Raw genomic sequence first — 24,810 nt, forward strand, 5'->3', positions numbered from 1 at the left:
ACCTCAGCAAGCTATCTCGGCTTCATACATATCGCCGCCGCCCGCCTCTGGACCAATCAGTTTGTCAACAGGGCCTAATACAATCCTGCAAAGATGCGGTGATCCTTCTACTGCAAGTTATTCTTGGAGGAGCAAGTAGCGCGACTACTTTTTGGGAGATTGTCCCCGACGCATAGCAATTGCGGCCATGACGCCACAGAAAAGCCTATGCGAAGGCTGGTGGTATTCCCTGCAATACGCTGAACAAACATGCTTGTGGTGTTTCTACCCTCTCCGTGGAGCCTCGCTATCCGGGCGCGGTCGGATCGAACCGGAGAAAGCAGGACACCGCGCCTTCCAGAGCATTGTAGCTACATCGGGCGATCGTCGGATAGTCGATCGCAGATATTTCGTCCGCCTGCCCTTTCGCTGCGGTAAGGATATCTTCGACGCATTTCGAACGCGAAAAGCCGGTGCGGCACAAATTGCGCGCGCGCACCGGCTTTCCGTGTTTCCGGGAGCGTCGGGGACAGTCCGACCGAACGTGCAACGGGGAAAAGTGCCGCACGCGCTCCCGCTTGAAGAGATGAGATCAGTCTTCCGCGTCCGGACCCGTCATCATCTCTTCGGCGACCTCATCGGTTTTGCCGCGGATCGCAGCTTCCAACTTGGCGCACATTTCGGGGTTTTCCTTGAGGAAGGTCTTCGCGTTCTCGCGGCCCTGGCCAATGCGGACGCTGTCGTAGCTAAACCAGCTGCCCGACTTTTCGACCACGCCGGCTTTTACGCCAAGATCGAGAATTTCGCCGATCTTGGAGATACCTTCGCCATACATGATGTCGAACTCGACCTGCTTGAACGGAGGGGCGACCTTGTTCTTGACGACCTTCACACGGGTCGCATTGCCGATCACCTCGTCACGGTCCTTGATCTGGCCGGTCCGACGGATATCGAGGCGGACCGAGGCATAGAACTTGAGCGCATTGCCGCCGGTGGTGGTTTCCGGATTACCGTACATCACACCGATCTTCATGCGCAGCTGATTGATGAAGATGACCATGCATTTCGAACGATTGATCGAACCGGTCAGCTTACGCAGCGATTGCGACATGAGGCGGGCCTGCAAGCCGACATGACTATCACCCATTTCACCTTCGATCTCGGCGCGCGGCACAAGCGCGGCGACCGAGTCGACCACGAGGATATCGACCGCATTCGATCGCACCAGAGTATCGGTAATCTCCAGCGCCTGCTCGCCCGTATCGGGCTGCGATATGATCAATTCGTCGATATCCACGCCTAGCTTCTTGGCGTAGACCGGGTCGAGCGCGTGTTCGGCGTCGACGAAAGCGGCAGTACCGCCCGCTTTCTGCGCTTCCGCAATGCAATGTAACGCAAGCGTAGTCTTGCCGGAGCTTTCGGGTCCGTAAACCTCGATCACGCGGCCCTTGGGCAATCCGCCCACGCCCAATGCGATATCGAGACCCAGGGAACCGGTCGAGATAGCTTCGACCTGCATGGCTTCCTTCTGGCCCAGCTTCATCGCCGAGCCTTTGCCGAATGCACGATCGATCTGTGCGAGAGCGGCGTCCAATGCCTTCTGGCGATCTGAGTCCACTTGTTTTCCCTCTATCAACTTCAGACTAGCCGCCATGACACATTCCCCTTTCGCTTTTCCAGAGCCACATCCGACTCTTCAACTGGGAAAGGGTGTACCGCGTTTGTTCCAATAGAACAAGAGTGGAACGAAACTTTTCTTATGGAGCAGATCGCCCATGCAATGTGAGGTGTTCCGAGAGCATCACGCTTCGGCTTTTATCTGCTCTCCCAGCACTTCGGAAACCTTGGCGTTAATTTGCTGAACGCTGAAAGGTTTCGGGATGAAGTGCATGTTTTCGATATCGATGTCATTGCGCAGTTGTTCTTCCGCATATCCCGACATGAACAGAATCGGCAATTTCGGTTTCACCTTGCGGATGGCTCTGGCCATGGCGGGGCCATCCATGGCCGGCATGACCACATCGGACACAACCAGATCGAATTCCACTGCGCCATTCGCGATCTCGGCCAAACCCTCTTCCCCATCGCGAGCGGTAGTCACGCTGTAGCCGGCGCGCGTCAGCGCACGCTCCGCGACCGCACGGACCATATCCTCGTCTTCCACGAGCAACAGCTTGCCACCACCCGACCATTCGCTGGCCTTGGCTTCATCGCCATTCTCCCCGTTTTGCTTTTCCGGCAGTTCGCCCTTGTGGACCGGAAGATAGACCGTGAAACGTGCGCCGGTCGGCCCACCGCCCGCCTCGGAAACGTTGTCGGCAAAGATGAAGCCGTTGGACTGCTTCACTATCCCGTATACCGTCGACAAGCCAAGCCCCGTACCCTTCCCCTGCTCCTTGGTGGTAAAGAAGGGCTCGAAAATCTTGTTGAGGTGCTCGGGCGATATGCCGCCGCCAGTATCCTGCACGATGAGCACGGTATAATCGTCTGCCGGCATGATATCGATGCCCATCTTGCGCACATCGCGTGCCGAGACGCGCCGGGTCGCGAGCGTCAGCCGGCCTTTCCAGTCCTGCTTTCCAAGTCGCGCAGCATGGCTCTGCATCGCATCGCGCGCATTAACTGCCAAATTGATAATCACCTGTTCCAGCTGCTGCGGGTCCGCACGAACCGGCCCAAGCTCCCGGTCGTGGCGAACCGAGAATTCGACTTTATCGCCCATGAGGCGTTTCAGGAGCTGGCTGACCTCGCTGACGACATCCGGCATCTGCAGGACTACCGGTCGCAAGGTCTGTTGACGGCTGAAGGCAAGCAATTGGCGGGTAAGCGATGCCGCACGATTGGAATTCGCCTTGATCTGCTGGATATCGTCGTAATCGCTATCGCCCGGCGTGTGACGGAGCAGCATGAGATCGCAATAGCCGATGATCGCCGTCAATACGTTGTTGAAATCGTGCGCGACGCCCCCGGCAAGCTGGCCAACTGCCTGCATCTTTGTGGCCTGTGCTACCTGGCGGCGCAGCCTTTTTTCTTCACTGGAATCGCTTATCGAAAGCAATACGGCCGCGTCGCCCAGTCCTCGCACTCCGGCAAGCCCGATCGAGACCGGCTCTTCCTTGTCGTTGGCCAGTCGCACTGCCATGTCACCGCTCGAGGTGGCGCCCTTGGCAAATCTACGTACCGTATCGGCTATTGCAGCCTTGTCCTCGCGAACCACTAGATCCGAAGGAAATTGCGGTAGTCCGTTCTCTTCCCGCTCCACGGCACGAAGAAATGCCTTGTTGGCAAAGAGAAATCGACCGTCGCGATCCGTAAGCGCCAGCCCTAGGGGCAAGGCCGAGAGCAGCGCCTCCAGTTGCGGGATCGCGGCCTTGCCGCTGCCTTGCCAGCCGCCACCGATCCCGACTGTGCTATCCACCAGCACCATAAGCGCCGGCGCCTCCTCCTCATCCAGCCCTGCCGGCGGATCGAGAGGAACATGGACCAGCGTTTGGGGCGACCCCTGCTGTCCTTCCCGGGCAAAGAAGATACGATCGCGGTCGTCGGATCGGAGCAACTGCACGAATTCCTGCCCGCTTAGCGTCACATCCTTTGCACCAATCGCCCTTTCGGCCAGGCCAGGTGTAGCAACCTGGACGATTCCATCGGGCGCAACGAGCGCCAATTCGATCCCGGAACGGGATATAATCGACCCGAACGGCCCGGAAATGCGTTCGGCGATACCATCATAGCTTCGTTGCTTGACGATCTCTCCGAAGCGCCAGACCAGGTAATCCTCCCCCCTCCCCACGCGCTCTATCGTCAGCCCGTAGGCTTTTTTGCCTGACGCAATGGTCAGTTCGGTGCATTCGGCATGGCCTTCCCGCCAGGCTTTCCTTGCAGCCTCGGATAACTTGCCGGAATCTGCATCGCTGAACTGGATCTCGTGCGGCGCAAGATCGGCGCCGAACCATTTTTCATATGTCGAATTCGCACAGGTCAGCCGATTTGCACGGTCGATCACGGCGACACCGCGACGCCGATTCTGAATAGCTGCGGCCGTCACGCTCCAATCGGGATTTGCAAAACCATCTGCTGGCATTTCCGGCTTGAAACGTGGAGCCAGCAGCAAGGTAAGCACGACGACAAGCAGAGTACCGCCATATGCGCTGGCGACGACAACCGTTCCCGCTGCCAACCAGACGAGAGCGACAGATAAAGCAAACGCGAGGACGATGCCGAGAATAAGCGGAAGCGGTGGTAACCCCTCGAGATCGCGATCTCCGTCCAGCCTCATTCGCTTTCCTCACCCAGACGTTCGTCGAGCCGCGCTTCCATACGTTCCAGTCTCTTCTCCCTCCTCCGGGCGACAAGAAAGCGCCAGACGAAACCTGCAGCAAGGTAACCGACAGCCGCGCTCACCAAAGCGAGCACGAGAAAGCCGAATGCGGTAACTCCACCGACTTCCAGCCACCCGGCCAATGCTCCGGTGTCTTCAGCCAGCCGCCCCGCGCCTGCCCCCACGGCAGCATCGAGATTCAGAACGACATGCCCGGTCCTGTTCGCGAAAAACAGCCAGAACGGTAGGGTGAAGGGATTGGTGACAAAAGTCACGAGCGCAGCAAGCGGAACATTAGCCCGCGCAGGCAAGGCCATGAAAGCGGCGAGGAAAATCTGCCCGATCGGCACGATGAAAGCTGCGAACAGCCCCAATGCAACCCCCCGCGGAACGCTGCGGCGGGTAAAACGCCATAACTCGGGAGAAAGGAACCGGTGAGCGATCGGCTTAAGAAAGCGGTTTTCCGCCATTTCTTCGCGTGTCGGCATATACTTGCGGAATACGTCCGCGAGGAAAGTCTTTGACTTGAACCCCTTCACGGATGCAGCCCCGCAGAACGCTCGATCGAGGCGGGGCGCATAGGCAGGTCGTGCGAGTGGAGCGGCAAAACAGGCATGATCATGGATGTGGTTAGCACAAACCCGATACGGAAGGGGAGCGAGCTATTTATCCCTTTTCGCGCATTAACCGCGCCTTGTCGCGCTTCCAGTCGCGGTCCTTGATAGTCTGCCGCTTGTCATGGGCCTGTTTGCCCTTGGCCAGTGCAAGCTCCACCTTTGCCCTACCCGTCGAGTTGAAATAGATCGACAAGGGAACAAGCGTCATCCCCTTGCGCTCGACAGCACCGAACAGCTTCTCGATTTCTCGTTCATGGAGCAAGAGCTTGCGCGGACGACGTGGCTCGTGGTTGAGCCGATTGCCATGAGAATACTCCGGAATGTTGGCGTTGACGAGCCACACCTGGCCATCACGAACTTCGGCGTAGCTTTCTTTGATCGACGCCTCGCCAGCCCTCAACGCCTTCACCTCGGTTCCCTGCAGCGCCAGTCCTGCTTCGAAAACGTCTTCGACATGGTAGTCGAACCGCACACGCCGATTGTCGGCGACGGTTTTCTGCTTGTCGAAAGTGGCGGGCTTGGGACGTGCCATAGGGTGCGCGCATCTAGGGTGCCGAAGTCGTTATGCCAAGTCAAACCAAGCCAGCATGCTCCAGGGCCTCGTCCACCGCCTTGCGGCTCGCTTCACTGGCATTGCACAGCGGCAGACGTACGTCGCAGGAAAACCAGTCGTGCACCCGGCTCAGCGCGTATTTGACCGGCGCCGGGCTGGCGTCGGAGAACATGGCGTAGTGGAGCGGGAACAGCCTGTCGTTCAATTCGCGGGCCTTGATCAGTTCGTTGGCGGCAATGGCCTCATGGAATTCGGCGCATAGCGCAGGCGCAACGTTTGCGGTAACCGAAATGCACCCGGAGCCACCCGCAGCCGAGTGCGGCAACCACAGTTCATCATTGCCCGACAATTGGCAAAATTCATGATCGAGTCCCATGCGATGATCCGCAACGCGTGAAAGGTCGCCGCTAGCGTCCTTGATGGCCACGATCCGAGTGGGATATTTCCGCACCAGTTCGACTACGGTTTCGTCCTCAATATCCGTCACGGTCCTGCTGGGAACATTGTAGAGCACGATAGGCAGATCGCTGTTTTCTGCCAGAAAGCTGAAATGCGCAATCAAGCCGGCCTGACTGGGGCGGTTGTAGTAAGGTGCCACGCACAACCCAGCAGCTGCCCCGGCCTTTTTCGAAAACTGCATGTGCAACAGGGCATTGCGTGTGTCATTGCTTCCGCAACCGGCAATAACCGGTACGCGCCCGGCTGCCTGTTCGATGCAGACTTCAATGACGCGATGATGCTCCGCATTCGATAGTGTAGAAGCCTCACCGGTCGTACCGCAGGGCACCAAAGCCTTGCTGCCGTTTTCTATTTGCCAATCAACGAGCTTGCGGAAAGCGGCCTCGTCGAACGATCCGTCGCGAAATGGAGTCGCCAGAGCCGGAATCGAGCCTGAGAACATTTACGTCCGTCCTACGTTAGAGGTATGAAATGCGGGCAATTTAGGCACCCGCCGACACAATTCATTCACCACCTGATAAGGAGGGGCCGGGCAGTATGTCCAGCATGGACCGGAAAACTTATTTGTCACTCGCACTTATGGCTGGCACCGCGCTTGCTATGCCCGTTGCCGCGCATGCACAAACGCCGACCAGCTGGCCGGATCAGGGTAATTCGCTGGTCGCCCAGCAGCCGACGCGGATTTCGCAAGCGATCGGCCAGTGGGAATATTTGACCAAGACCGACAATCTCGGCTTCGCACAGTATGCCGGTTTCATCACCGACTATCCCAATTTCCCGAAACAGGATCTCTTGCAGCGTCGCGCGGAAACTGCGCTGGATCGTGATGCAGTAACCCCGCAAGCTCTGGTCCAGTTCTTCGACGCGCATCCGCCGATCACCAACAGTGCCAAGGCACGCTATGCACTTGCACTGGCGGCAATGAACCGTCCCGAAGCCACCGAGCTGGCGCGCGAAGCATGGCGTGGTGGAACCATGAGCGGTCCTGCCGAGGCATATATGCAGGGCCTGTTCTCGCAGAATCTTTTGCCCGAAGACCACGATGCGCGAATGGATGCGCTGCTTTGGCAAGGTAATCCAGAAGCCGCCACGCGCCAGATCGTGCGGGTTTCGCCGACATACCGATCGATGGCGCAGGCCAGGCTGGCCCTTCTTCAGGGCAGCACGCCAAGCCAGGCCGGGCTGCCAGTACCCGATGGTGCTCTCAACGACAGCGGCTATGTTTACAATCTCGCTAGATTCTATCGTAGCAATGGCCAGCTGCCTTCGGCGATCAATCTTCTCTCGACCCGAGCCGACTTCTCCTCGCCTGCTTTCGAAGCAGCAGATTTCGTGAGTGAAGCACTCCGCGTGGCCCAGGGCGCCGATGCTCGGAGCGCGGTAAACATCGCGTCGAAGGTGGACGATCTCTTCGCACCCGGAACGGATGTTTCGGAGGGTTCATTTGCACTTAGAGACAAATACACCGACCTCATGTGGCTGGGCGGCACGAAGGCGCTTTGGTCGCTTGGCGACGGCGCGCGCGCTGCGCCGCTATTCTATCGCTACGGGACCGGGGCGAAGACCCCCCTTACCCGCTCCAAGGGTTTTTACTGGGCAGGCCGCGCTGCAGCGCGCGCTGGCGATCGTGCCGAAGCCCAGAGATATTGGACCATGGCGGCAGAATATCCCGACTATTATTATGGCCAGCTCGCCCTCAGCGAACTGGGCAGGCCCCTGCCCGCTTTCGAGCCGGTTCTGACGACCGGAATCGATGCGGGTACCCGCCTGGCCTTTCAGGCCGAGCCACTGACGCTCGCACTGCGCGATATTGCGCGCAACCGGCGCGACTGGCGCACCGAGCGCGCTTTCTTCGAAGCCATTGCCGAGAATGCCGATACGCCCACCGAAATGGCTCTTGTCGCAGAGCTGGCGCGGGAGACCGGCCTCAATGAAATGGCGGTGGTTGCCGGAATGGTGGCTGGAGAAACCGGCGTAATCGGCTTCGAGCGCCTCGGTTTCCCGACTGTCTCGACCCATGCGGGCGCGAACTGGACAATGGTCCACGCCATCGCTCGCCAGGAAAGCGAATTCGATCGTACGCGCGTCAGCCATGCCGGTGCTCGCGGGATGATGCAGTTGATGCCGGGTACCGCTCGCGAAGAAGCGGGCAAGATCGGCGTGCAGTACATGTCCGCCAATCTTACCGAAAGCCCAAGCTACAATATCCGCCTCGGCGACGCGCATTTCGCCCGTCTGATGGATCGGTACAACGGTGCCTATCCGCTTGCGATTGCCGCTTATAATGCTGGCCCGGGCCGGGTGAATGAATGGTTGCGCCTTAATGGCGATCCGCGCACCGGCGCGGTCGACTGGGTGACCTGGATCGAGCAGATCCCGTCCAATTTCGAGACGCGCTATTATGTGATGCGCGTTATCGGAAACGCCGTTTCCTATGCTAATATGAATCCGGACAAGTCGTCGGCTGCCCAAAAGGATATCCGGCATTACCTTCCGGGCTGACATGCGCTAGGAACTTGCCCGTCATGGAGGGCAAGACCAATCCGATCACGCCTGCAGGCTATGCCGCGCTGAAAGCGCGCTACGATCACCTGCTCGGCACCGAACGACCTGAGATCGTGGAGATAGTCAGCTGGGCCGCCGGTAACGGTGATCGAAGCGAGAATGGCGACTATCTCTACGGTCGCAAGCGCATGCGCGAGATCGACCGCGAGCTTGGCCATCTGGCGCGGCGGATGAAAGCCGCGCGAGTGCTCGCACCGCAAGACCAACCGGACAAGGACCGAGTTTTCTTCGGTGCGACGGTAACCGTCGCCGACGAGGACGATATCCGCCGGGAACTGACGCTGGTCGGCGATGATGAGCAGGATGCAAGCCGGGGGCGCATCGGCTGGTCCAGCCCGCTTGCTCGCGCACTCAAAGGTGCCCTCGTAGGCGACCTGCGCACTGTCCATCTGCCATCAGGCGACAAGGAATGGGAAGTGTGCGCGATCGACTATGCGTAGATATGCGGCCATCGGTTTAGCCCTCGCCGCGACAGTGGCGGGTCCGCTGTTCGCGAAGGACAGCCTGGGCGTCTTTTCTACCTGGGCGGCATTTCGCGATGCATCGGTGCCCCGCTGCTATGCCATTGCAGAAGCCGAAACGAGCCAGCGGCAACGCGATTTCCAGCCTTATGCGACTATCGGTACCTGGCCTGCAAGGCGGATCCGCGGACAGGCGCACTTCCGCCTGTCACGGGCGCTAGGTGAAAATCAGCGCGTTACTCTACGGATCGGCCAAGCCAGTTTCGTGCTGGTTCCGGGCAAGGCAGATGCCTGGGCGAAAGATACCTCGATGGACAGAGCAATTGTGGCTGCCATCAGGAACGCCCAAACCATGACAATATATGCGATAGATGCACGTGGTCGCCGTTTTTCGGACAGATACCCGCTGGCAGGCGCCGCATCAGCCATCGATGCCGCAGCGCTCGCCTGCATGCGTCGCTGATATAGAAAGGCCGGGAGCAGCGATGCTCCCGGCCTCTGTTTGCGTGGATGCGAATAGCGCTTAGAAACGCATACCGAACCCAGCCATCACCTGGTGGCGATCAAGGTCGATTTCCCCGAGATCGACATCCGGCGCATCGCCTTCGTAATCGATTTCAGCATCCGAGTAGTTCGAGTAACGGTATTCGACCTTGGCGAAGGTGTTACCGCTCAGAGCATATTCAACGCCTGCGCCTACTCGATATCCATCGGTATCGATATCGGCGCGATACTCCGTATTACCGCTTGCCGATCGGATGTCATAGGTCGCGTTGGTGTAACCGCCCTTGGCATAGACCAGAAGGTCGTCATTCGCCTTTACGCCGATGCGGGCGCCGGCGTAGAGGTCGCGACCTGCGGAGACGTTGCCAATGCCGAATGTCTCTACATCACCGTCGTCATATTCTACTTCTGCGGTCGAACCGGCATATTCGCCTTCTAGACCAAGCACGACGCCGCCGGCATCGTAATCATAGCCCAGGCCAACACCATAACTGACGCCTTCGATCGATTCGTCGTTTTCGCCCTCGATATCCTGGCTGCTACCTGCCTGGCTGACGTCGTAACCGGCAAGGGCTTCTACGCGGAAGCCATCGAAGTTCTCGCTATCCTGCGCCATCGCAGGAGTGGCAACGGCAAGCATCGAACCTGCTACGAGAAGGGCTGAGGTGGTTTTCATTTTTTCGAACTCCGTTTTGTTGTCCGCGATCTTCATTTCCGACCGCGTGGACCTTCAGAACGGAGCGAAAGCGGGATCAGTTTCATGAACGCTGCACAACAAGAAAGCGTGGTTTTTTAGCCACATAACCCGCGATGAAACGACATTTTCCAGCGACGAATTGTGCGGTGCAAAAAATGTCGACGAATGGAATTGCAAAATCCACTAACGGCGGAACCCAGGTGAAATGTCGGGAATTGTTCCGCCCCTTCGCTCAGGCTTTCAATTCATTCCGAATTTACCTATATGCGGGGCTCCCATGGCAGATACGATTTTGATGAGCATTCCCGGGCAAATCGACCCGGTTCCCGTCGCGCGTGATATAACGCCGCGCGATGATGGCCGCGTGGACCTCATCGGCTTGCCGAAAGATCGTATACGCGAACTTTTCGCAAACGCGGGACTGGAAGCCAGACAGGCCAAGTTGCGTGCCAAGCAGGTGTTCCACTGGCTATATCATCGCGGCGTGACGGAATTCGAAGCGATGACCGATATCGCCAAGACCATGCGCCCGTGGTTGGCGGAGCGCTTCGTGATCGGTCGGCCCGAAGTCGTCGAAGCGCAGCATTCGACCGACGGAACCCGCAAATGGTTGTTGAAGACAGCCGACGGGCACGAGTTCGAAATGGTCTTCATTCCTGATGCGGATCGCGGGACGCTGTGCGTATCGAGCCAGGTAGGTTGCACGCTGAATTGCCGTTTCTGCCACACGGGCACGATGAAACTTGTCCGCAACCTGACACCGGGTGAAATAGTCGGCCAGGTCATGCTGGCACGCGATGCCTTGGGTGAATGGCCCAAGGGATCCATGGCCGGTCTCGACGATGTGGAAGACAGCGCTGAATATACGTCCGATGGCCGTTTACTCACCAATATCGTAATGATGGGCATGGGCGAACCGCTTTATAATTTCGACAATGTGAAGAGCGCGTTGAAGCTGGTTATGGACGGTGACGGTCTTGCCCTGTCCAAGCGCCGCATTACGCTCTCGACCAGTGGCGTCGTCCCCATGATGGATCGCTGCGGCGAGGAAATCGGCGTGAATCTTGCGGTCTCACTACACGCGGTGACGAAGGAAATCCGCGACGAAATCGTTCCGCTGAACAAGAAATACGGCATCGAAGAATTGCTGGCGGCCTGCGCGGCCTATCCGGGTGCAAGCAATGCCCGGCGCATTACCTTCGAATACGTCATGCTGAGGGACAAGAACGATAGCGACGAGCATGCCCGCGAACTCGTCCGGCTCATCAAGCAGTACAAGCTGCCCGCCAAGGTCAACCTGATCCCCTTCAACCCGTGGCCCGGCGCAGGCTATGAATGCTCGACGCCCGAACGGGTGAAGCGCTTTTCCGATATAGTGTTTGAAGGCGGTATTTCCGCCCCTGTGCGAACCCCGCGTGGTCGGGACATCGATGCTGCGTGCGGCCAGCTCAAAACCTCTGCCGAAAAGAAAAGCCGGGCACAGCGTGATCGTGAAGCCGCTGAGGCAATAGAGGTCGCTCCCGCGTGAGCGCCGACGCGGCGACGATCGCCTACTATGAGGCGAACGCGCCGCGCTATACATTGAGCTTCGGCCAAGCCCCTAGCCGCCATCTGGACACATTTCTCGACCGCCTGGAGCCCGGTGTCCCCATCCTGGAACTCGGATGCGGCGGTGGACGCGATTCAGCGCGAATTATCGAACGTGGCTTCGATCTCGATGCAACCGATGCAGTCCCGGCAATGGTGCGCAAGGCAAATGAGCGCTTTGGTGTAGGTGCACGGGCCATGCGCTTCGACGAACTGCAGGCCAAGGAAGAGTATGATGCAGTCTGGGCGCACGCTTGTCTGTTGCATGTTGCCCGTCGCGATCTACCCGAAGTGCTCGGTGCGATCTATTGTGCTTTGAAGCCTGGCGGTCTGCATTTTGCCAATTACAAACTGGGCGATAGCGAGGGCCGCTGCTTGTTGGGACGGCTGCATAACTTCCCCGATCCCGAGTGGATCGAAAGCACCTATCGCGGCGCCGGTTTCGAATTACTCGAAACCGAAATCTATCGTGGTAAAGGAGCCGATGGAACAATGCGCAACTGGATCGCTCTGACGGTGACGCGGCCGTGAGCGAAGGCGCGATCGTCCATGCATTATGCGTAGGCCAGCCAGCTCCTTTGGCCGATGGCAAGATCAGTTCGATCGACAAGCACATCGTGGACGGCCCGGTCAGAATCGACCGGATGGGCCTTGAAGGCGACACCCAGTCGGATCGAAAACATCACGGCGGCGAGCATATGGCGGTCCATGTCTATGCCGCCGACCACTATCCCTCTTGGCGCCGTGAAATTCCCGATGTCGACCGCCTGGCCTTACCTGGGGCTTTCGGTGAAAACCTCTATGCAGAAGGGCTTACCGAGTCTCAGGTCTATATTGGTGATCGCTATCGTCTCGGTACCGCTCTTCTCGAACTCAGCATGGGTCGTCAGCCCTGCAGCACACTCGAAAGGCATTTCCGTCGCAAAGAAATGGTTCGCCGGATTATCGCCAATCGGCGCTGCGGCTGGTATTTCCGCGTGATCGAAGAAGGAGAAGCGACGGCAGGCGACCGCATCGAACTGGTCGAGCGATTCCAGACCCGGTGGAGCGTGGATAAAGCTTTCGGCCTGCTTTTTGATCCGAAGCGCGATTTCACGCCATCCGAAGTGCGCGATCTGCTTTCGATCCGGCGACTCGGGCCGCAATGGCAAGCCAAGCTCGAAGCGAAATTGCGCTGAGCTGCACGGCTCATCCGATTGTCCCACACAGTTTATCGCTAATTTCGAGCTAATCGCATCCGTTCATCCGCGGTTGTATTCCGCTGAGCAATCTAGTCGCCAGAGACCTGATAAAGGGGACATATAATGAAAAAATTTACAATCGCATTCGGCGCTGCTGCTCTGGCTTTGACCGGAGTCGGCACCGCAACACCGGCGGCGGCCGATCCGCCGTCCTGGGCACCGGCCCATGGCAAGCGTGCTAAGGACCGGGCCCACCGCCACCGCATGTATGACGACCGCGGCTATTATGTGCAGCCGCGCCGCATCTCCCGTAACAGCTACATGTGGCGGGGCCGCGACGGCCGTTATTATTGCAAGCGCGACAATGGCACTACAGGACTGGTGATCGGCGCCGGCGTCGGTGCCCTTGCCGGACATGAACTTGCCGGTCGCGGCGACCGCACGCTCGGAGCGATCCTTGGCGGCGCCGTTGGTGCAGTCGTCGGTCGCGAGATCGACCGCGGAAGCCTCCGCTGCCGGTAAAACCCGGATCCGAAACTCGCTATTCCCGGCGTCGTCACCCAGCGGTGGGGGCGCCGATTGCATTCCTGCAGCTTCCCTTCGGCAAATGCAGTGTTATGGTCTCTCTTGCATGAGGCAGGAGAGACCTTCGGTGCTCGTAACGGGCGGAGCCAAACGCATCGGCGGGGCCATCTCCCGCATCTTCGGCGAATCAGGATGGCACGTCGTCATCCATTATAATTCCTCTGGACACGCCGCCGAGACGCTCGCCGGCGAGCTTCCCAGCGCAGAGACCATCGAAGCCGATTTATCCGATACCGGTGCGGGGATCGCCATGATCCGAAACTTCGCAGCCAAACTCCCGGATTGGCGCGCCCTGGTGAATTGTGCATCCATATTCGATCCTGATGATGTGGCTGCGCTCGATCCCGAAACGAACGAACGCGTTATGCAGGTAAATGCCCGCAGTCCGGCAAGCATGGCTCAGGCCTATCTCGCACATGCAAAGTCCAGTGCAGGGCGCAGGGTCATTCAGATAACCGACCAGAAACTCGCCAATCCGAACCCGGACTTCTTCAGCTATACCATGAGCAAATACGCGCTCGATTCCACTATTGCTATGCTTTCCCTGGGCGCGGCCGGACCGGACGACCGCGTATACGGCCTTGCCCCCGGCGCAATTCTCGCCAGCCATGACCAGAGCGACGAAGAAGCGGAAATCTCGCACAGGATGAACCTGCTCGGACGGCGGACTTCCGCCAGAGAAGTAGCTGAAGCCGCACTTTTCCTTGCGGAAGGGCATCTGGCGAGTGGACAGACACTCTTCGTCGATAGCGGACAACACCTGCTGCGTCAGCGCCGCGATGTCATCTATCTCGCACGGGAAGCCGCAGAGGCATGAAGCGCCACAAGCTCTCGACCCGGCTTTGGCACTGGATCAATCTCGTTTGCGTCGTCATGCTGTTCATGTCGGGACTCACAATTTCCAACGCGCATCCTCGCCTTTACTGGGGTGACTGGGGCTTCGCACCCGAGCAGGCCTGGCTCATCGTGCCACGCTTTCCCGACTGGATGACCATCCCCGGATACTACAGTTTAGCCGTGGCTCGCGACTGGCATATCCTCATGGCCTGGCCCTTTGCGCTCGGCTTGCTCTTCATGTGGATGGCCATGCTGCTAAACCGGCATTTCAAACGTGACATCGCCACTAGCCGAAAAGACTGGAAGCCCGCCGCGATAGCCGCAGACATCAAGGCCCATCTCAGGCTCGATTTCGACCACGGCCAAGGCAAGTACAATTTCCTCCAGAAACTCGCCTATGGGCTGGTCCTGGGTGTATTCCTGCCAATGATGGTGTTCACCGGCATCGCCATCAGCCCCGGCATGGAGCCGACTTTCGGCTGGCTGATCGAAATTCTCGGCGGAAGGCAGTCGGCGCGCAGCCTGCATTTCATCTTCGCATTCGCCACTTTGGGTTTCTTTATCGTCCATGTCGTGTTCGTGCTGCTTGCCGGTCCGTTCGGACAGATCCGCGACATGATTACCGGAGGGCGCAGTCATGAAGCGTAGGGGATTCCTTGCCGTTCTCGGTGCCGCCTTCGTCGCCGGCTGCAACAAGGTGGCTGAAACGAACGCCGGGTCGAAACTGCTCGGCGCTGCAGAAAAATGGCATGAAGGCGCCCACCGATTCCTGACCGACCGCAAGGCGCTGGCCCCCGAATATCCGCGTAGTGCCATCTCGCCATACTTTCGTGGCAATGGCTCCATCGATCCGCAGAACGGGGATTACCCGCAACAAGCAGCCGAAAACTTCGCCAACTGGCGGCTCGAAGTTCGCGGGCTGGTCGAAAACCCCATGACCCTCAGTCTCGATAATATCCGCCGCCTTCCCCAGCGCACACAGATAACGCGCCACGATTGCGTGGAAGGTTGGAGCGCGATCGGCGAGTGGACCGGTCCGCAACTCTCGGTCCTGCTCGATGCGGCAAAACTCAGGCCGGAAGCCAGGTTCATCGTCTTCCGCTGCGCCGACAATCTGAATGGAGCAGACTATTACGAGAGCGTCGACCTGATCGACGCCTATCACCCCCAGACCATCGTGGCCCATCAGCTCAACGGCGAGCCCCTGCCAATCCGCAACGGGGCGCCGCTGCGCATGCGGATCGAGCGGCAACTGGGTTACAAACACGCCAAATATCTCACCGCCATCGAGGCCGTCGCTAGCCTCGAAGAAATCGGCGAAGGAAACGGCGGCTATTGGGAAGACCGCGGCTATCAGTGGTATGCGGGAATCTGACGCTACTCGGGATAGATGCGCCCCATCGCCTCCCAGTCGTTGCGCAACAGCTCCTCGAGCACATCCATATCCACATCGGAGAGTTTGTTGACGTAAAGACAGCTCTTGCCGGTTTTGTACTTACCTACTTTCTCCAGCAGTTCGTCACGCCGTTTTCCGGCGATCTCGTCGCAATATCCGCCCATTAGATAGAGTGAATGTTTGGCTTTGCGCGGACTGAAGCCGCTGCGCAGCCAGTGGACATCGCGGCCGCTGGCATAGGTCGTGCGGTATTCGCCATAGCCGATGATACTCGGCCCCCACATCTTCGGCCGTTCGCCCGTGACCCTGCGGAACATCGCGTCCAAGACTTTGGCTTCCTCGCGCTTCCGTTCAGGCTCCACGCCTTCGATGAAGGTTACGGGATCGACATCGGTGATCTGGGTCTTGGGCTCTGCCATGGCTGCAATCCTAGCACCCGATTGACTTGCGACAATCCCGTGTCATGGTCCCGCGGGATGATCGGTGTGAAGGGGACAGTTTAAATCAATGTGGCTGCTCGACAAATTTCTCAAGTCTGCGGTGAAACACGGTCGTCTGATCGTTACCGATCATGACGGCAAGACCTACGAATACGGAACCGGCGATGCGGGCGAGCCGCCAATCCATATCCGCCTGACCAACAAGAAGGCCGCCAATCATATCGCGCGCTATCCCCAAATGGGCGCAGGCGAGGCGTTCATGTGGGGCTGGCTGCTCGTGGAAGAGCCGCACGATATCCGCGACCTCATCCTGTTTGTCACCCAGCAGGCGGGCCGCCCCGGCGATCAGCGCCTCAAACCCAAGGGCGCGCTCCGCCGGAACGCCCAGAGACTTATTGCCAAGGCCGACAGCATCAACCTGCGCGGCAAGGCAAAGAAAAACGCCGAACACACCTACAATCTTACCCGCCGCCTTTACGAGCTCTTCCTCGACGAGGACCGGCAGTACACCATGGCCTATTACCGCGAGGATCCTGAAAACACTTCGCTCGAAAAGGCGCAGCTCGACAAGAAGGCTCATCTTGCCGCCAAGATGCATATCAAGCCCGGCCAGCGCATTCTCGACATCGGCTGCGGATGGGGCGGCTTCGCGCTTTACCTTGCGCGGCATTACGATGTGGAGGTCCACGGCGTCGCCCTCGCCCCCGATCAGATCGCCTTCTGCAAGGAGCGCGCGGAAGAGGCGGGCATGGCGGACCGGGTCAAGTTCTTTCTCACCGACTATCGCGATGTGCAGGGCCAGTTCGACCGGATCAGTTCGGTCGGCCTTCTCGAACACGTCGGTACGCCGCACTACCCGCAGTTCTACGAACACACCAACCGCCTGCTCAAACCCGACGGCGTGATGATGAGCCACTGCTGCGGACGCGCTGGCCCTCCCGGCTTTACCGACGCCTGGACGCGCACCTACATCTTCCCGGGCGGCTACATCCCCGCCCTGTCCGAACTGGTAAGCGAGAGCGAGAAGCATGGCTGGCAGGTGATGGACGTCGAAGCGATGCGCTTCCACTACAGCCACACGCTGGAGGAATGGTACAACCGCACCGTCATGCACCGCGACGAGATTGTCGATATGTACGACGAGACTTTCTACCGCATGTGGCTCTACTATCTTGCCGGCGCCGAACAGAGTTTCCGCCATGGCGACATGGTCAACTGGCAGCTGATCTATGTGAAGGACCGCAGCGCCATCCCTATGACGCGGGAGTGGATCATGGAAGAGAGCGCAAGGTTGCGGGCTGCGGACGAAGGCAATGTGCCCGACTGGCACCTGGCGCCGAGCGAAGCGGCGGAGTAATCGTCAGCCCTCCCTGCCCTCATCCTCTTTGCCTAGCTTGCGATCCCTGCCCTTCGGCTCGACCAGCCGCAGCAGGGTCAGCATGATCACACCGATCACAAACGCTATAGCTACTAGTGGCCATTGTGCGGCCCCGCAGGCTATGCCGATAACCGCCGCCAGCCACAGATGCGCGGCGGTGGTGAGGTTGTGCACCTGCCCCTTGCTGAACACGATCAGCCCCGCGCCGATGATACCGATGAAAGCGCCCGCCGCCTCGTAGATACGCAGCGGGTCGGCGCGCACAGCATCAAGCGTGTTGAAGAGTCCGAGCGCCGAAACAGTCATCGCTGCAGCGGAAAAGCAGATCAAACCGTGGGTCCGCATTCCCGCGGCGTGGCCTCGCAATTCGCGGTCCAGCCCCAGCAGTAGGCCGATGATGGCGGCGATGCCCAGCCGCGAGAGCAGGTCATAGTCCAGCCATTCCATCAGGACCGGGTCGTTCAATTCCATCGTGCTGCCTTCCTTCCCCTGTGGCACAAAGCGCGTCAGGTGCCGGAAGGTTTCCGACCTCCAAACGCTTCTTGATTGCGTACCTGCCCGCCCCCCTGCTAGCGGCGCGGCGACTTCAACTAAGGTGTTGCCCATGTCCGATCTAAAGCGTGTCGTCCTTGCCTATTCGGGCGGCCTCGATACTTCCGTCATCGCCAAATGGCTCGAGGTGGAGCGCGGGCTGGAGGTGGTTACCTTCACGGCCGACCTTGGACAGGGCGAGGAAATCGAGCCTGCGCGCGAGAAGGCGCGCGCGATGGGTATTCCCGACAAACACATCTTCATCGAGGATCTGCGCGAGGAGTTCGTGCGCGATTTCGTGTTCCCGATGATGCGCGCCAACGCACGCTATGAAGGCGATTACCTGCTCGGCACCAGCATCGCGCGTCCTCTGATTTCCAAGCGCCTCGTCGAGATCGCGCATGAAACGGGGGCCGATGCCATTGCGCACGGCGCCACCGGCAAGGGCAACGATCAGGTGCGTTTCGAACTGTCTGCCTATGCGCTCGATCCAGATATCAAAGTGATTGCCCCATGGCGCGAATGGGATTTGAACAGCCGCACCGCCCTGATCGCCTGGGCCGAGGCGCACCAGATCGCCGTGCCCAAGGATAAACGTGGCGAGAGCCCCTTTTCCACCGATGCGAACCTCCTGCACACATCGAGCGAGGGCAAGGTGCTCGAGGATCCGTGGCAGGAAACGCCGGATTACGTCTATTCGCGCACCGATCACCCGGAGGATGCGCCCGACACTCCTGAATATATCGAGATTGGCTTCGAGAAGGGCGATGGCGTCTCGCTCAACGGAGAAGCGATGAGTCCGGCGACGCTGCTGGCAGCGCTGAACGATCTCGGCCGCAAGCATGGTATCGGTCGGCTCGATCTGGTCGAGAATCGCTTCGTTGGTATGAAGAGCCGCGGCATGTACGAGACCCCCGGCGGCGAGATCTACGCCCGCGCGCATCGCGGGATCGAGCAGATCACACTCGATCGCGGCGCGGCGCATCTCAAGGACGAACTCATGCCGCGCTATGCCGAGCTAGTGTATAACGGCCTGTGGTTCAGCCCCGAGCGCGAAATGCTGCAAGCCGCGGTCGATCTCAGCCAGGAGAAGGTAAGCGGCACCGTTCGGCTGAAGCTCTACAAGGGCAATGCAATGGTGGTGGGCCGCAAGTCTGCAAATTCGCTTTATTCCGAAGCGCATGTCACCTTCGAGGACGATGCAGGCGCCTATGACCAGAAGGACGCGGAAGGCTTCATCAAGCTCAATGCCTTGCGCCTGCGACTGCTTGCCAAGCGTGATCGGTAGAAAATTACCCTGCAGCTTGACATGAAAGCGCAAGATTACGCGGCAATACTGTCTGGCATTTCGGAAATTCGCGACGAACCGTTAACTTATCCACTCTCCTCCACAGCGAAATGCGGGGAAAGTGGATAAGTCGGCACTTGCCAGCTTGAAGAATCGGCGCAGCAGGCGCAGCTTCAATTTATCGGAACGGCGAAGAAAGCTTCCGGTCTGGGCGGTCTAACGACTTGAAAGACATTGGAAATTCGGAACCGGGAAGACGCAGCGGAACCTGTCCGCGTGCCTCTTGAGACCCTCATGCAAAGGAGCTTGCTCCGGCGCAAGGCGGGCCGATGACGGAAGTACGAAGGTGTTCTGTTGTGAGCATGGCCTACCCGGCCGGATGCCGATGGTGGCGTCGTATAAAGGTCTTCGGACCGGAAGGCGATGTAACCGTTCGAGGTACCGGCCATCAACGGAAAGCCAGGCTGCGGAACCGCCCGTTGAAGCGCGGCTGGGCCAGGCAAGCGAGTGATTGCAAAATCATGACGCAGCCGAACCGGGCCGAGTGGAGGGTAGATCCGGATGCCGGTGCGAGCGCCGGTGATAGAACCTGAAGTGAAGTCTTCGGACGGAATGGATGGGAAAACATCGGATGCCAAGTCTGCGTCCCTTGAACTTAGGTTGAAGGAACACGGCCACGCATCGGTGAGAGTGGGGTCGGCAGCGATGCCGGCCCCATTTGCTTTCTGCCACCTACCACATTGTCAAAGAGCGCGCGCCGAACAGGGATTCGGCTAGTTGTGGTGCCGCGGCATGGCACCCCCAAGATGCAGTAGGAAAGCCTCTTCTTTCCCGAACTCACGACGAAACGTGGCCAAATCGGGGCAGCCTCCCGAACCGTTAACGACTCCGCCTGCCAGCTTCTCTATAGCCTCCTGAACCGAACGGGAGGTCCAGATCATGGCCAAACGCGCGCTTCGCAGCATAGTGTTTCTTGCAGCCCTGGCGCTGCCCGGCACCGCCGGTCATTCTCAGGGCAACGAGGGCACCGCCTTCGTCCAGCCTACATTCTCCGGCCAGTTCGCACCCTATAGCGAGTTGCCCGACGCGCCCGAGCCGGGCACCGAAGCGGTCGACCTCCAAACATTCGACCCTCCGATCGAGGAAGCGCCTGCAGCCACTTCGCTCGGCAGCGGTGTCGCCTCCTATTACGGCAAGCGTTTTCACGGCCGCCCAACCGCAAGTGGCGAGCGGTTCGATATGCACGCTTACACGGCCGCGCATCGCACCTTGCCTTTCGGCAGCCGCGTCCAGGTCACCAACCCCTCCACCGGCAAGACGGTCGTCGTCCGCATCAATGATCGCGGGCCCTTTACCCGCGGCCGCACGATCGATCTCAGCCGCCGCGCCGCCGAAGACATCGGCCTGATCGCCCGCGGACACGGCACCGTCGAACTGGCGCTGCTCGACTGAGGGCTTTTCTACTTGAAGGCCGTTAGAGCTTCAGTTCGCTGACATCGCGGAAGTTGCCGATCTTTCCGCGAGGGAAAGTGTTGAAGGCGATCGAATACCGGTTTTCCTGCGACTGGTTCGTTTCCACGAAGTGCAGGATGGAGCTGGAGAACAACACCAGATCACCCTGCTTGGGCACCACGGCATTGCGCTGGGTGTTGTAGATATTGGTCTTCGCCGGATCGACCTCCATCTCGATTTGCCGATATCCATTGGTTCGTTCGAACACCATGTTGCCCGGCGGATCGGGCATGGGTGCGTAGTAGAGCGAGCCCGACACCAGCGAGTTCGAGTGCGTATGCGCATGCATTCCGACGCCCGGCGGGTTCATCAGCGCCCAGCTCTGCGTTACGTCGAGCCGGTGCGCAATCCCCATCACCTCCTGCGCGAAGGTCGCCAGCGCCTCGTGCACCGCCTTCTTCACGCTTCTCAGCTCGGGTCGGTCGAAGAGGTAGAGGTCCTTCGAGATGTGGTTCATCTGGTTCTCGATCATCTCGACCGACTTGATGAACTCCACCTGCTTCGCACTGATCGCATCGCCGATGTTGGTGACGAAGTAGGGCTCTGCGAAGAGCGGCTTGACGGTAAAGTCGCGCGCGGCGGCGGATTTGGCGGCAGTGGCCATGAATGCATTCCCCCTGATTGCAGTCCGCGGGTTTCCTAACCCCGCAGCGCGCCGCGGTTCAAGACCATCGCTCCAATGCTTCCCCGCCCTAGTTGTCCTTCAGCTGCCCGCGTACGGCGCCTTCGGGGTGGGCGGCGGTGTGGATGTCGACGTAGTGATCCTCGGGCGAGCGCAGCATGGCCGCGATCGTGCCCGGGTCCACCGCCACGCAGACCTCGTCCATCTCCGCCATCTCCAGCGTCACCAGTTCGGCGCCGGTGGAGCCGCGCTTGCCCCTGTGGATATGGGCGGCGGTGGCATCGCCCCCGATGCCGTCGGCTTCGAGATAGTAGCACAGCTCGCCGCTGGCGCGGATGTAGATGCCGTTGAAGTCCCCGGTTGCACGTTCGCCCGCGCCGCCGCCTTCGACTTCCACGCCGAAGAGGTTGGCTGCGAGCAGATCGTCACCCTGCGCCCCCGCCGGAGACACCGGCAGTGCCGCGAGTGCGAGCGAGGCGGCCAGGGCCGCGTTGCGCATGTTGGGCATTTGCAGTCTCCTTTCCCCGGGGCCTTGGCCCGAAGAAGGAGTCCGACTTAGGGACTCGGCCCCGATGGGGTCAGTGTAAACCTGTTGTCGGAAAAGGGAAATGCGCGCCGGTGGGAGGTCGCGGCGGCCGGCGAACCGCCATCATGCAGAGGGTCAGCGCGTGCGGCGCGCGAGCCATTCGCCCACGGGCCACGCGATTGCGAGGCACACGATTATTGCAATGAGAATTGTAGTCCAGTCCGACATGGGTGCGATCCCTAATGACAAGGCGAAAGCGGTGCGAGCAACCTCTTCCAGTTACCGAGAAGCCCCCGGAGTCGGCACGGCAATGCCCAGCATCTAGCATGGCCGCGCCCACAGGTCGAATCAATCAGGCGGGGACACGCCCTGCCCCACGCCGCCCACGCCCCGCCGCGCGGGATCACTCCTCCTCTTCCTCCGGCTGCGGCGCGTGTTCCTCCTGCACCTCGCGCCAGTACCCGCCGGCACCGCGCTCGTAGAAGGCATAGCCCTCGCCATAGCGGTACCAGTCCTCGTCCCCCGCGTCATAGGCCGCCATCTGGCACAGCTCGACCTCGCGCGGCTCGCCCAGCAGATAGGGATCGGGCGCATCCATCGGCCGCTCCTGCTCCATCTCCTCCCGCAACTCGCGCACCCGCGGGTGATGCGGGCACTCGCTGCATTCGGGCCAGCGCGGTGCATCGCAGCACGGGCCGGACCCGTCCGCATTGACGACCGGCTCCAGCCCCTCCTCGCCCCTCCGGTAATGCGGCTGCCCGCCATCGGTCCCCTGCGCGGCACCGGGGCAGGGACAAGGCGGTTCGCCGGGTGCCGCAGGAGCCTCGGCACCCTGAGACATGGACCGGGTGTTACACTGTCCAGGCGAAGAAAAACCGGGGGTGTTTCCGACTGCTCCTCCCATAACAGTCTCCCGCTCATGCTGAGCCTGTCGAAGCAGGTTGGCCTGGCGCAAGGACCCTTCGACAGGCTCAGGGTGAGCGGAGGTGTGGGCCGGACCATCCGCCCCCTCCTCCACCGGCGCATCGATAGGTTCGCCGGCGCGCATGCGGGCGATCATGCCGTCGAAATCCTCCGCCAGCGCATCGATCCGCGTGTCGGAGCGCATCCGGTCGAGCCGCCCGAGATGGGCCAGCAGCAGCCGGTCGCTCACGCGCACGCGCTTGCCCACGACCTCGCCGTGATACCAGACGTCTTCCTCCACCCCGCCGATGGCGTAATCGGCCAGCAGCGCCTCCGCCTGCCCGCGCGCGACCACCAGCGCCGCATCCCATGCCCGCCCGAAAGCGGCGCTGGACCGGCGCGCGCGGTAGACGCTCTGGTGCGAGATCTTCACCCGCCGCGCGGCAGAGCGCACGCTGCCGCTGACGGCGAGCGTTTCCAGGAAGGCGATCTGCAAATCGAGCGTGAACTGCGTCTGCGGCGCGCGCGTCTCGTCCCCCGGCAGCGCCGCGATCATCGCGGGAAGATTGGAAGGGCGATCCTCACGATGCCCCTCGTCATCCCCAGCGGAGGCAGGCGTGTCGGGAGCCTCCGCACCCCCGCCCTCGCCCCGCTGGCGCGGCGCGTTGGCGATCCGCGCGCGCGGCTCGGCCACCTGCTCCGGTTCGGGAGCGGCGGGCTGCGGCGCGGGCGTTTCGGCAGGGGGTGGTGGCGCGGGCTCGGCTGGCTGGGGAGAGGGCCACGGCACGAGGCGGCCCTGACGGGCGGGAGTAAAGAGCTTGTGCATGGGTTCACCTGTGGGCTGAATTGCAGGGAACCGGGTCCTTTATACAGACGGGGGTGTGTAGGAAAATTGAGGTTGTCGTGCCCTACACTCGGGCACAATTAGATTAACCTGCGCGAGGTCTCAGGTTCGCGAAAACTAGAGATTTTCGAGTTATCCCCGTAAATGCGATTGCCTCAGACCAACTCCCTTGTTCCTCCAATTCTTGCTCTTATATTAACCAAACGCCTCTGGCGATGCGAACAGAGTCAGCCGAACTAATCGGTGTGGCGAGTGAGCAGGACGGCGAAGCTCTGGGACGCGCAAGCACTCAGGGCCTAGCGGGGAACGGGACCCAGTCTCGTTGCCCAGAGGATAGCGCAGTCCCATCCGGCTACCGTGATGCCGTTATCGTACCGACAAGGGCTCGCTCGACGGCTAGTAGGAATTTTAAGATGGAAGGGAAGGCCAGCATGCAAGTGAAATTTCGCGAAATTCGGGCGCGAGCCAAGTTTTCAGGGAAGGTCCGCTTCGCATGCAAAAACGTGCCAAACTCGTTTGGCATATCGCGGCAGTTTTCCTCGCGCTAACTGTTGCGTATTCGCCTCTGGCGATGCAAACTGAGTCAGCCGAACTAATCGGTGTGGCGAGTGAGCAGGACGGCGAAGCTCTGGGACGCGCAAGCACTCAGGGCCTAGCGGGGAACGGGACCCAGTCTCGTTGCCCAGAGGATAGCGCAAGTCGGATGGGTCGATGAGAGCGGGGCCCAGAGACTAGGAGGGGCGTATTACTGACTTTCTCGCGTTCGTCCGCAAGCATGGAAATTTGAAGAAAGCCTGGCAGGTCATCAAGACTAACGGGCGTCGGTCATCATCTCCTTATGTTAGGGACGACATCGACAAATTTTCGAGCACCGAAGATGCGAATGTCAGGTCAATATCCGCGAAAATTCAACACGGGACCTATAAGTTTTCTCCTGCGAAAGGGATCGCACTAGGCCCTGTTGACAAACTGGATTCACAATCGCTGCGAGATGTGATTCAAGATAGCTTTTGCGGAGGTTATCTTG

General features: G+C 59.9%; 26 protein-coding genes. 14 read left to right on the forward strand and 12 right to left on the reverse strand.

What is annotated here, in order from left to right; translation table 11 throughout:
• Nucleotides 1-286: 286 nt before the first annotated feature.
• From K3180_RS12430 to dapA, 6 genes are all read right to left on the reverse strand, one after another.
• Nucleotides 287-478 carry a hypothetical protein gene (locus K3180_RS12430; RefSeq protein WP_221541268.1) on the reverse strand — a complete coding sequence of 64 codons (192 nt, stop codon included), beginning with the start codon at nt 476-478 and terminating at the stop codon, nt 287-289.
• 93 nt (nt 479-571) lie between these two features.
• Nucleotides 572-1,633, reverse strand: a complete 1,062-nt coding sequence (recA, locus tag K3180_RS12435) for a recombinase RecA (protein WP_221541269.1) — start codon at nt 1,631-1,633, stop codon at nt 572-574.
• Nucleotides 1,634-1,780: 147 nt separating this feature from the next.
• On the reverse strand, nt 1,781-4,255 hold the full coding sequence (locus K3180_RS12440; protein WP_221541270.1) for a response regulator: 2,475 nt from the start codon (nt 4,253-4,255) through the stop codon (nt 1,781-1,783).
• Nucleotides 4,252-4,785: a DUF2062 domain-containing protein gene (locus K3180_RS12445; protein WP_221541292.1), complete on the reverse strand. Its 534-nt coding sequence runs from the start codon at nt 4,783-4,785 to the stop codon at nt 4,252-4,254. The genes K3180_RS12440 and K3180_RS12445 overlap by 4 nt, the downstream gene beginning before the upstream one ends.
• Before the next feature lie 178 nt (nt 4,786-4,963).
• Nucleotides 4,964-5,446, reverse strand: coding sequence for an SsrA-binding protein SmpB (gene smpB / locus K3180_RS12450; RefSeq protein ID WP_221541271.1), 483 nt, complete (start codon nt 5,444-5,446; stop codon nt 4,964-4,966).
• 40 nt (nt 5,447-5,486) lie between these two features.
• Nucleotides 5,487-6,368, reverse strand: a complete 882-nt coding sequence (gene dapA, locus K3180_RS12455) for a 4-hydroxy-tetrahydrodipicolinate synthase (RefSeq protein ID WP_221541272.1) — start codon at nt 6,366-6,368, stop codon at nt 5,487-5,489.
• 137 nt (nt 6,369-6,505) lie between these two features.
• Here dapA and K3180_RS12460 point away from each other — a divergent pair, with 137 nt between their 5' ends.
• The 3 genes from K3180_RS12460 to K3180_RS12470 are packed head-to-tail and all read left to right on the forward strand — an operon-like array spanning nt 6,506 to nt 9,415.
• A complete protein-coding gene (locus K3180_RS12460; RefSeq protein ID WP_221541293.1) occupies nt 6,506-8,428 on the forward strand; it encodes a lytic transglycosylase domain-containing protein in 1,923 nt (640 codons plus the stop codon).
• A gap of 23 nt (nt 8,429-8,451) precedes the next feature.
• On the forward strand, nt 8,452-8,931 hold the full coding sequence (gene greB, locus K3180_RS12465; protein WP_221541273.1) for a transcription elongation factor GreB: 480 nt from the start codon (nt 8,452-8,454) through the stop codon (nt 8,929-8,931).
• Nucleotides 8,924-9,415 carry an invasion associated locus B family protein gene (locus K3180_RS12470; protein ID WP_221541274.1) on the forward strand — a complete coding sequence of 164 codons (492 nt, stop codon included), beginning with the start codon at nt 8,924-8,926 and terminating at the stop codon, nt 9,413-9,415. The genes greB and K3180_RS12470 overlap by 8 nt, the downstream gene beginning before the upstream one ends.
• 60 nt (nt 9,416-9,475) lie before the next feature.
• Here the strand turns inward: K3180_RS12470 and K3180_RS12475 are convergent, their stop codons facing one another.
• The gene (locus K3180_RS12475; protein WP_221541275.1) at nt 9,476-10,132 is read right to left on the reverse strand and encodes an outer membrane protein; all 657 of its coding nucleotides are present in this window, start codon (nt 10,130-10,132) and stop codon (nt 9,476-9,478) included.
• Between the two features lie 298 nt (nt 10,133-10,430).
• On the opposite strand from K3180_RS12475, the gene rlmN reads away from it, so the two are divergent.
• The 7 genes from rlmN (at nt 10,431) to K3180_RS12510 (ending at nt 15,718) form a co-directional block, all read left to right on the forward strand.
• Nucleotides 10,431-11,681 carry a dual-specificity RNA methyltransferase RlmN gene (gene rlmN, locus K3180_RS12480; protein WP_221541276.1) on the forward strand — a complete coding sequence of 417 codons (1,251 nt, stop codon included), beginning with the start codon at nt 10,431-10,433 and terminating at the stop codon, nt 11,679-11,681.
• Nucleotides 11,678-12,271: a class I SAM-dependent methyltransferase gene (locus tag K3180_RS12485; protein ID WP_221541277.1), complete on the forward strand. Its 594-nt coding sequence runs from the start codon at nt 11,678-11,680 to the stop codon at nt 12,269-12,271. Before rlmN ends, K3180_RS12485 begins: the two co-directional genes overlap by 4 nt.
• Complete coding sequence (locus K3180_RS12490; RefSeq protein ID WP_221541278.1) at nt 12,268-12,918, forward strand: MOSC domain-containing protein; 651 nt, start codon at nt 12,268-12,270, stop codon at nt 12,916-12,918. Before K3180_RS12485 ends, K3180_RS12490 begins: the two co-directional genes overlap by 4 nt.
• 126 nt (nt 12,919-13,044) lie before the next feature.
• The gene (locus K3180_RS12495) at nt 13,045-13,443 is read left to right on the forward strand and encodes a glycine zipper 2TM domain-containing protein (protein WP_221541279.1); all 399 of its coding nucleotides are present in this window, start codon (nt 13,045-13,047) and stop codon (nt 13,441-13,443) included.
• Between the two features lie 109 nt (nt 13,444-13,552).
• Nucleotides 13,553-14,323, forward strand: a complete 771-nt coding sequence (locus K3180_RS12500; RefSeq protein ID WP_221541280.1) for an SDR family oxidoreductase — start codon at nt 13,553-13,555, stop codon at nt 14,321-14,323.
• Complete coding sequence (locus K3180_RS12505; protein WP_221541281.1) at nt 14,320-14,991, forward strand: cytochrome b/b6 domain-containing protein; 672 nt, start codon at nt 14,320-14,322, stop codon at nt 14,989-14,991. Before K3180_RS12500 ends, K3180_RS12505 begins: the two co-directional genes overlap by 4 nt.
• Nucleotides 14,981-15,718 (forward strand): molybdopterin-dependent oxidoreductase, encoded by a 738-nt coding sequence (locus K3180_RS12510; RefSeq protein WP_221541282.1) that lies wholly within the window; start codon nt 14,981-14,983, stop codon nt 15,716-15,718. The genes K3180_RS12505 and K3180_RS12510 overlap by 11 nt, the downstream gene beginning before the upstream one ends.
• Nucleotides 15,719-15,720: 2 nt before the next feature.
• Here K3180_RS12510 and K3180_RS12515 read toward each other — a convergent pair whose 3' ends face one another.
• On the reverse strand, nt 15,721-16,158 hold the full coding sequence (locus tag K3180_RS12515; RefSeq protein WP_221541283.1) for a DUF1801 domain-containing protein: 438 nt from the start codon (nt 16,156-16,158) through the stop codon (nt 15,721-15,723).
• 88 nt (nt 16,159-16,246) lie between these two features.
• On the opposite strand from K3180_RS12515, the gene K3180_RS12520 reads away from it, so the two are divergent.
• Nucleotides 16,247-17,536, forward strand: a complete 1,290-nt coding sequence (locus tag K3180_RS12520) for an SAM-dependent methyltransferase (RefSeq protein ID WP_221541284.1) — start codon at nt 16,247-16,249, stop codon at nt 17,534-17,536.
• Nucleotides 17,537-17,539: 3 nt separating this feature from the next.
• Here K3180_RS12520 and K3180_RS12525 read toward each other — a convergent pair whose 3' ends face one another.
• Nucleotides 17,540-18,028 carry an MgtC/SapB family protein gene (locus tag K3180_RS12525; protein WP_221541285.1) on the reverse strand — a complete coding sequence of 163 codons (489 nt, stop codon included), beginning with the start codon at nt 18,026-18,028 and terminating at the stop codon, nt 17,540-17,542.
• Between the two features lie 133 nt (nt 18,029-18,161).
• Here K3180_RS12525 and K3180_RS12530 point away from each other — a divergent pair, with 133 nt between their 5' ends.
• Both K3180_RS12530 and K3180_RS12535 read left to right on the forward strand, forming a co-directional pair.
• Nucleotides 18,162-19,376, forward strand: a complete 1,215-nt coding sequence (locus tag K3180_RS12530; protein WP_221541286.1) for an argininosuccinate synthase — start codon at nt 18,162-18,164, stop codon at nt 19,374-19,376.
• A gap of 939 nt (nt 19,377-20,315) precedes the next feature.
• Nucleotides 20,316-20,828 carry a septal ring lytic transglycosylase RlpA family protein gene (locus tag K3180_RS12535; protein WP_221541287.1) on the forward strand — a complete coding sequence of 171 codons (513 nt, stop codon included), beginning with the start codon at nt 20,316-20,318 and terminating at the stop codon, nt 20,826-20,828.
• Nucleotides 20,829-20,850: 22 nt separating this feature from the next.
• On the opposite strand, the gene K3180_RS12540 is transcribed toward K3180_RS12535, so the two are convergent.
• From K3180_RS12540 to K3180_RS12550, 3 genes are all read right to left on the reverse strand, one after another.
• Nucleotides 20,851-21,492, reverse strand: coding sequence for a TIGR02466 family protein (locus tag K3180_RS12540; RefSeq protein WP_221541288.1), 642 nt, complete (start codon nt 21,490-21,492; stop codon nt 20,851-20,853).
• An 88-nt stretch (nt 21,493-21,580) separates the two neighbouring features.
• A complete protein-coding gene (locus tag K3180_RS12545) occupies nt 21,581-22,018 on the reverse strand; it encodes a CHRD domain-containing protein (protein ID WP_221541289.1) in 438 nt (145 codons plus the stop codon).
• A 421-nt stretch (nt 22,019-22,439) separates the two neighbouring features.
• Nucleotides 22,440-23,372 carry a hypothetical protein gene (locus tag K3180_RS12550; protein WP_221541290.1) on the reverse strand — a complete coding sequence of 311 codons (933 nt, stop codon included), beginning with the start codon at nt 23,370-23,372 and terminating at the stop codon, nt 22,440-22,442.
• A gap of 1,194 nt (nt 23,373-24,566) precedes the next feature.
• Between K3180_RS12550 and K3180_RS12555 the strand changes: the two genes are divergently transcribed.
• A partial coding sequence (locus K3180_RS12555; RefSeq protein ID WP_221541291.1) for a hypothetical protein occupies nt 24,567-24,810 on the forward strand: 244 nt, incomplete at its 3' end.

It is taken from the genome of Qipengyuania huizhouensis, assembly GCF_019711635.1.
Lineage (GTDB): Bacteria > Pseudomonadota > Alphaproteobacteria > Sphingomonadales > Sphingomonadaceae > Qipengyuania > Qipengyuania huizhouensis.

Bases quoted from the DNA above. Each gene is read 5' to 3' on its own strand.
- recA (WP_221541269.1), bottom strand. From the start codon at position 1,633: ATGGCGGCTAGTCTGAAGTTGATAGAGGGAAAACAAGTGGACTCAGAT.
- K3180_RS12440 (WP_221541270.1), bottom strand. From the start codon at position 4,255: ATGAGGCTGGACGGAGATCGCGATCTCGAGGGGTTACCACCGCTTCCG.
- K3180_RS12445 (WP_221541292.1), bottom strand. From the start codon at position 4,785: ATGCCGACACGCGAAGAAATGGCGGAAAACCGCTTTCTTAAGCCGATC.
- smpB (WP_221541271.1), bottom strand. From the start codon at position 5,446: ATGGCACGTCCCAAGCCCGCCACTTTCGACAAGCAGAAAACCGTCGCC.
- dapA (WP_221541272.1), bottom strand. From the start codon at position 6,368: ATGTTCTCAGGCTCGATTCCGGCTCTGGCGACTCCATTTCGCGACGGA.
- K3180_RS12460 (WP_221541293.1), top strand. From the start codon at position 6,506: ATGGCTGGCACCGCGCTTGCTATGCCCGTTGCCGCGCATGCACAAACG.
- greB (WP_221541273.1), top strand. From the start codon at position 8,452: ATGGAGGGCAAGACCAATCCGATCACGCCTGCAGGCTATGCCGCGCTG.
- K3180_RS12470 (WP_221541274.1), top strand. From the start codon at position 8,924: ATGCGTAGATATGCGGCCATCGGTTTAGCCCTCGCCGCGACAGTGGCG.
- K3180_RS12475 (WP_221541275.1), bottom strand. From the start codon at position 10,132: ATGAAAACCACCTCAGCCCTTCTCGTAGCAGGTTCGATGCTTGCCGTT.
- rlmN (WP_221541276.1), top strand. From the start codon at position 10,431: ATGGCAGATACGATTTTGATGAGCATTCCCGGGCAAATCGACCCGGTT.
- K3180_RS12495 (WP_221541279.1), top strand. From the start codon at position 13,045: ATGAAAAAATTTACAATCGCATTCGGCGCTGCTGCTCTGGCTTTGACC.
- K3180_RS12500 (WP_221541280.1), top strand. From the start codon at position 13,553: ATGAGGCAGGAGAGACCTTCGGTGCTCGTAACGGGCGGAGCCAAACGC.
- K3180_RS12505 (WP_221541281.1), top strand. From the start codon at position 14,320: ATGAAGCGCCACAAGCTCTCGACCCGGCTTTGGCACTGGATCAATCTC.
- K3180_RS12510 (WP_221541282.1), top strand. From the start codon at position 14,981: ATGAAGCGTAGGGGATTCCTTGCCGTTCTCGGTGCCGCCTTCGTCGCC.
- K3180_RS12515 (WP_221541283.1), bottom strand. From the start codon at position 16,158: ATGGCAGAGCCCAAGACCCAGATCACCGATGTCGATCCCGTAACCTTC.
- K3180_RS12520 (WP_221541284.1), top strand. From the start codon at position 16,247: ATGTGGCTGCTCGACAAATTTCTCAAGTCTGCGGTGAAACACGGTCGT.
- K3180_RS12525 (WP_221541285.1), bottom strand. From the start codon at position 18,028: ATGGAATTGAACGACCCGGTCCTGATGGAATGGCTGGACTATGACCTG.
- K3180_RS12530 (WP_221541286.1), top strand. From the start codon at position 18,162: ATGTCCGATCTAAAGCGTGTCGTCCTTGCCTATTCGGGCGGCCTCGAT.
- K3180_RS12535 (WP_221541287.1), top strand. From the start codon at position 20,316: ATGGCCAAACGCGCGCTTCGCAGCATAGTGTTTCTTGCAGCCCTGGCG.
- K3180_RS12540 (WP_221541288.1), bottom strand. From the start codon at position 21,492: ATGGCCACTGCCGCCAAATCCGCCGCCGCGCGCGACTTTACCGTCAAG.
- K3180_RS12545 (WP_221541289.1), bottom strand. From the start codon at position 22,018: ATGCCCAACATGCGCAACGCGGCCCTGGCCGCCTCGCTCGCACTCGCG.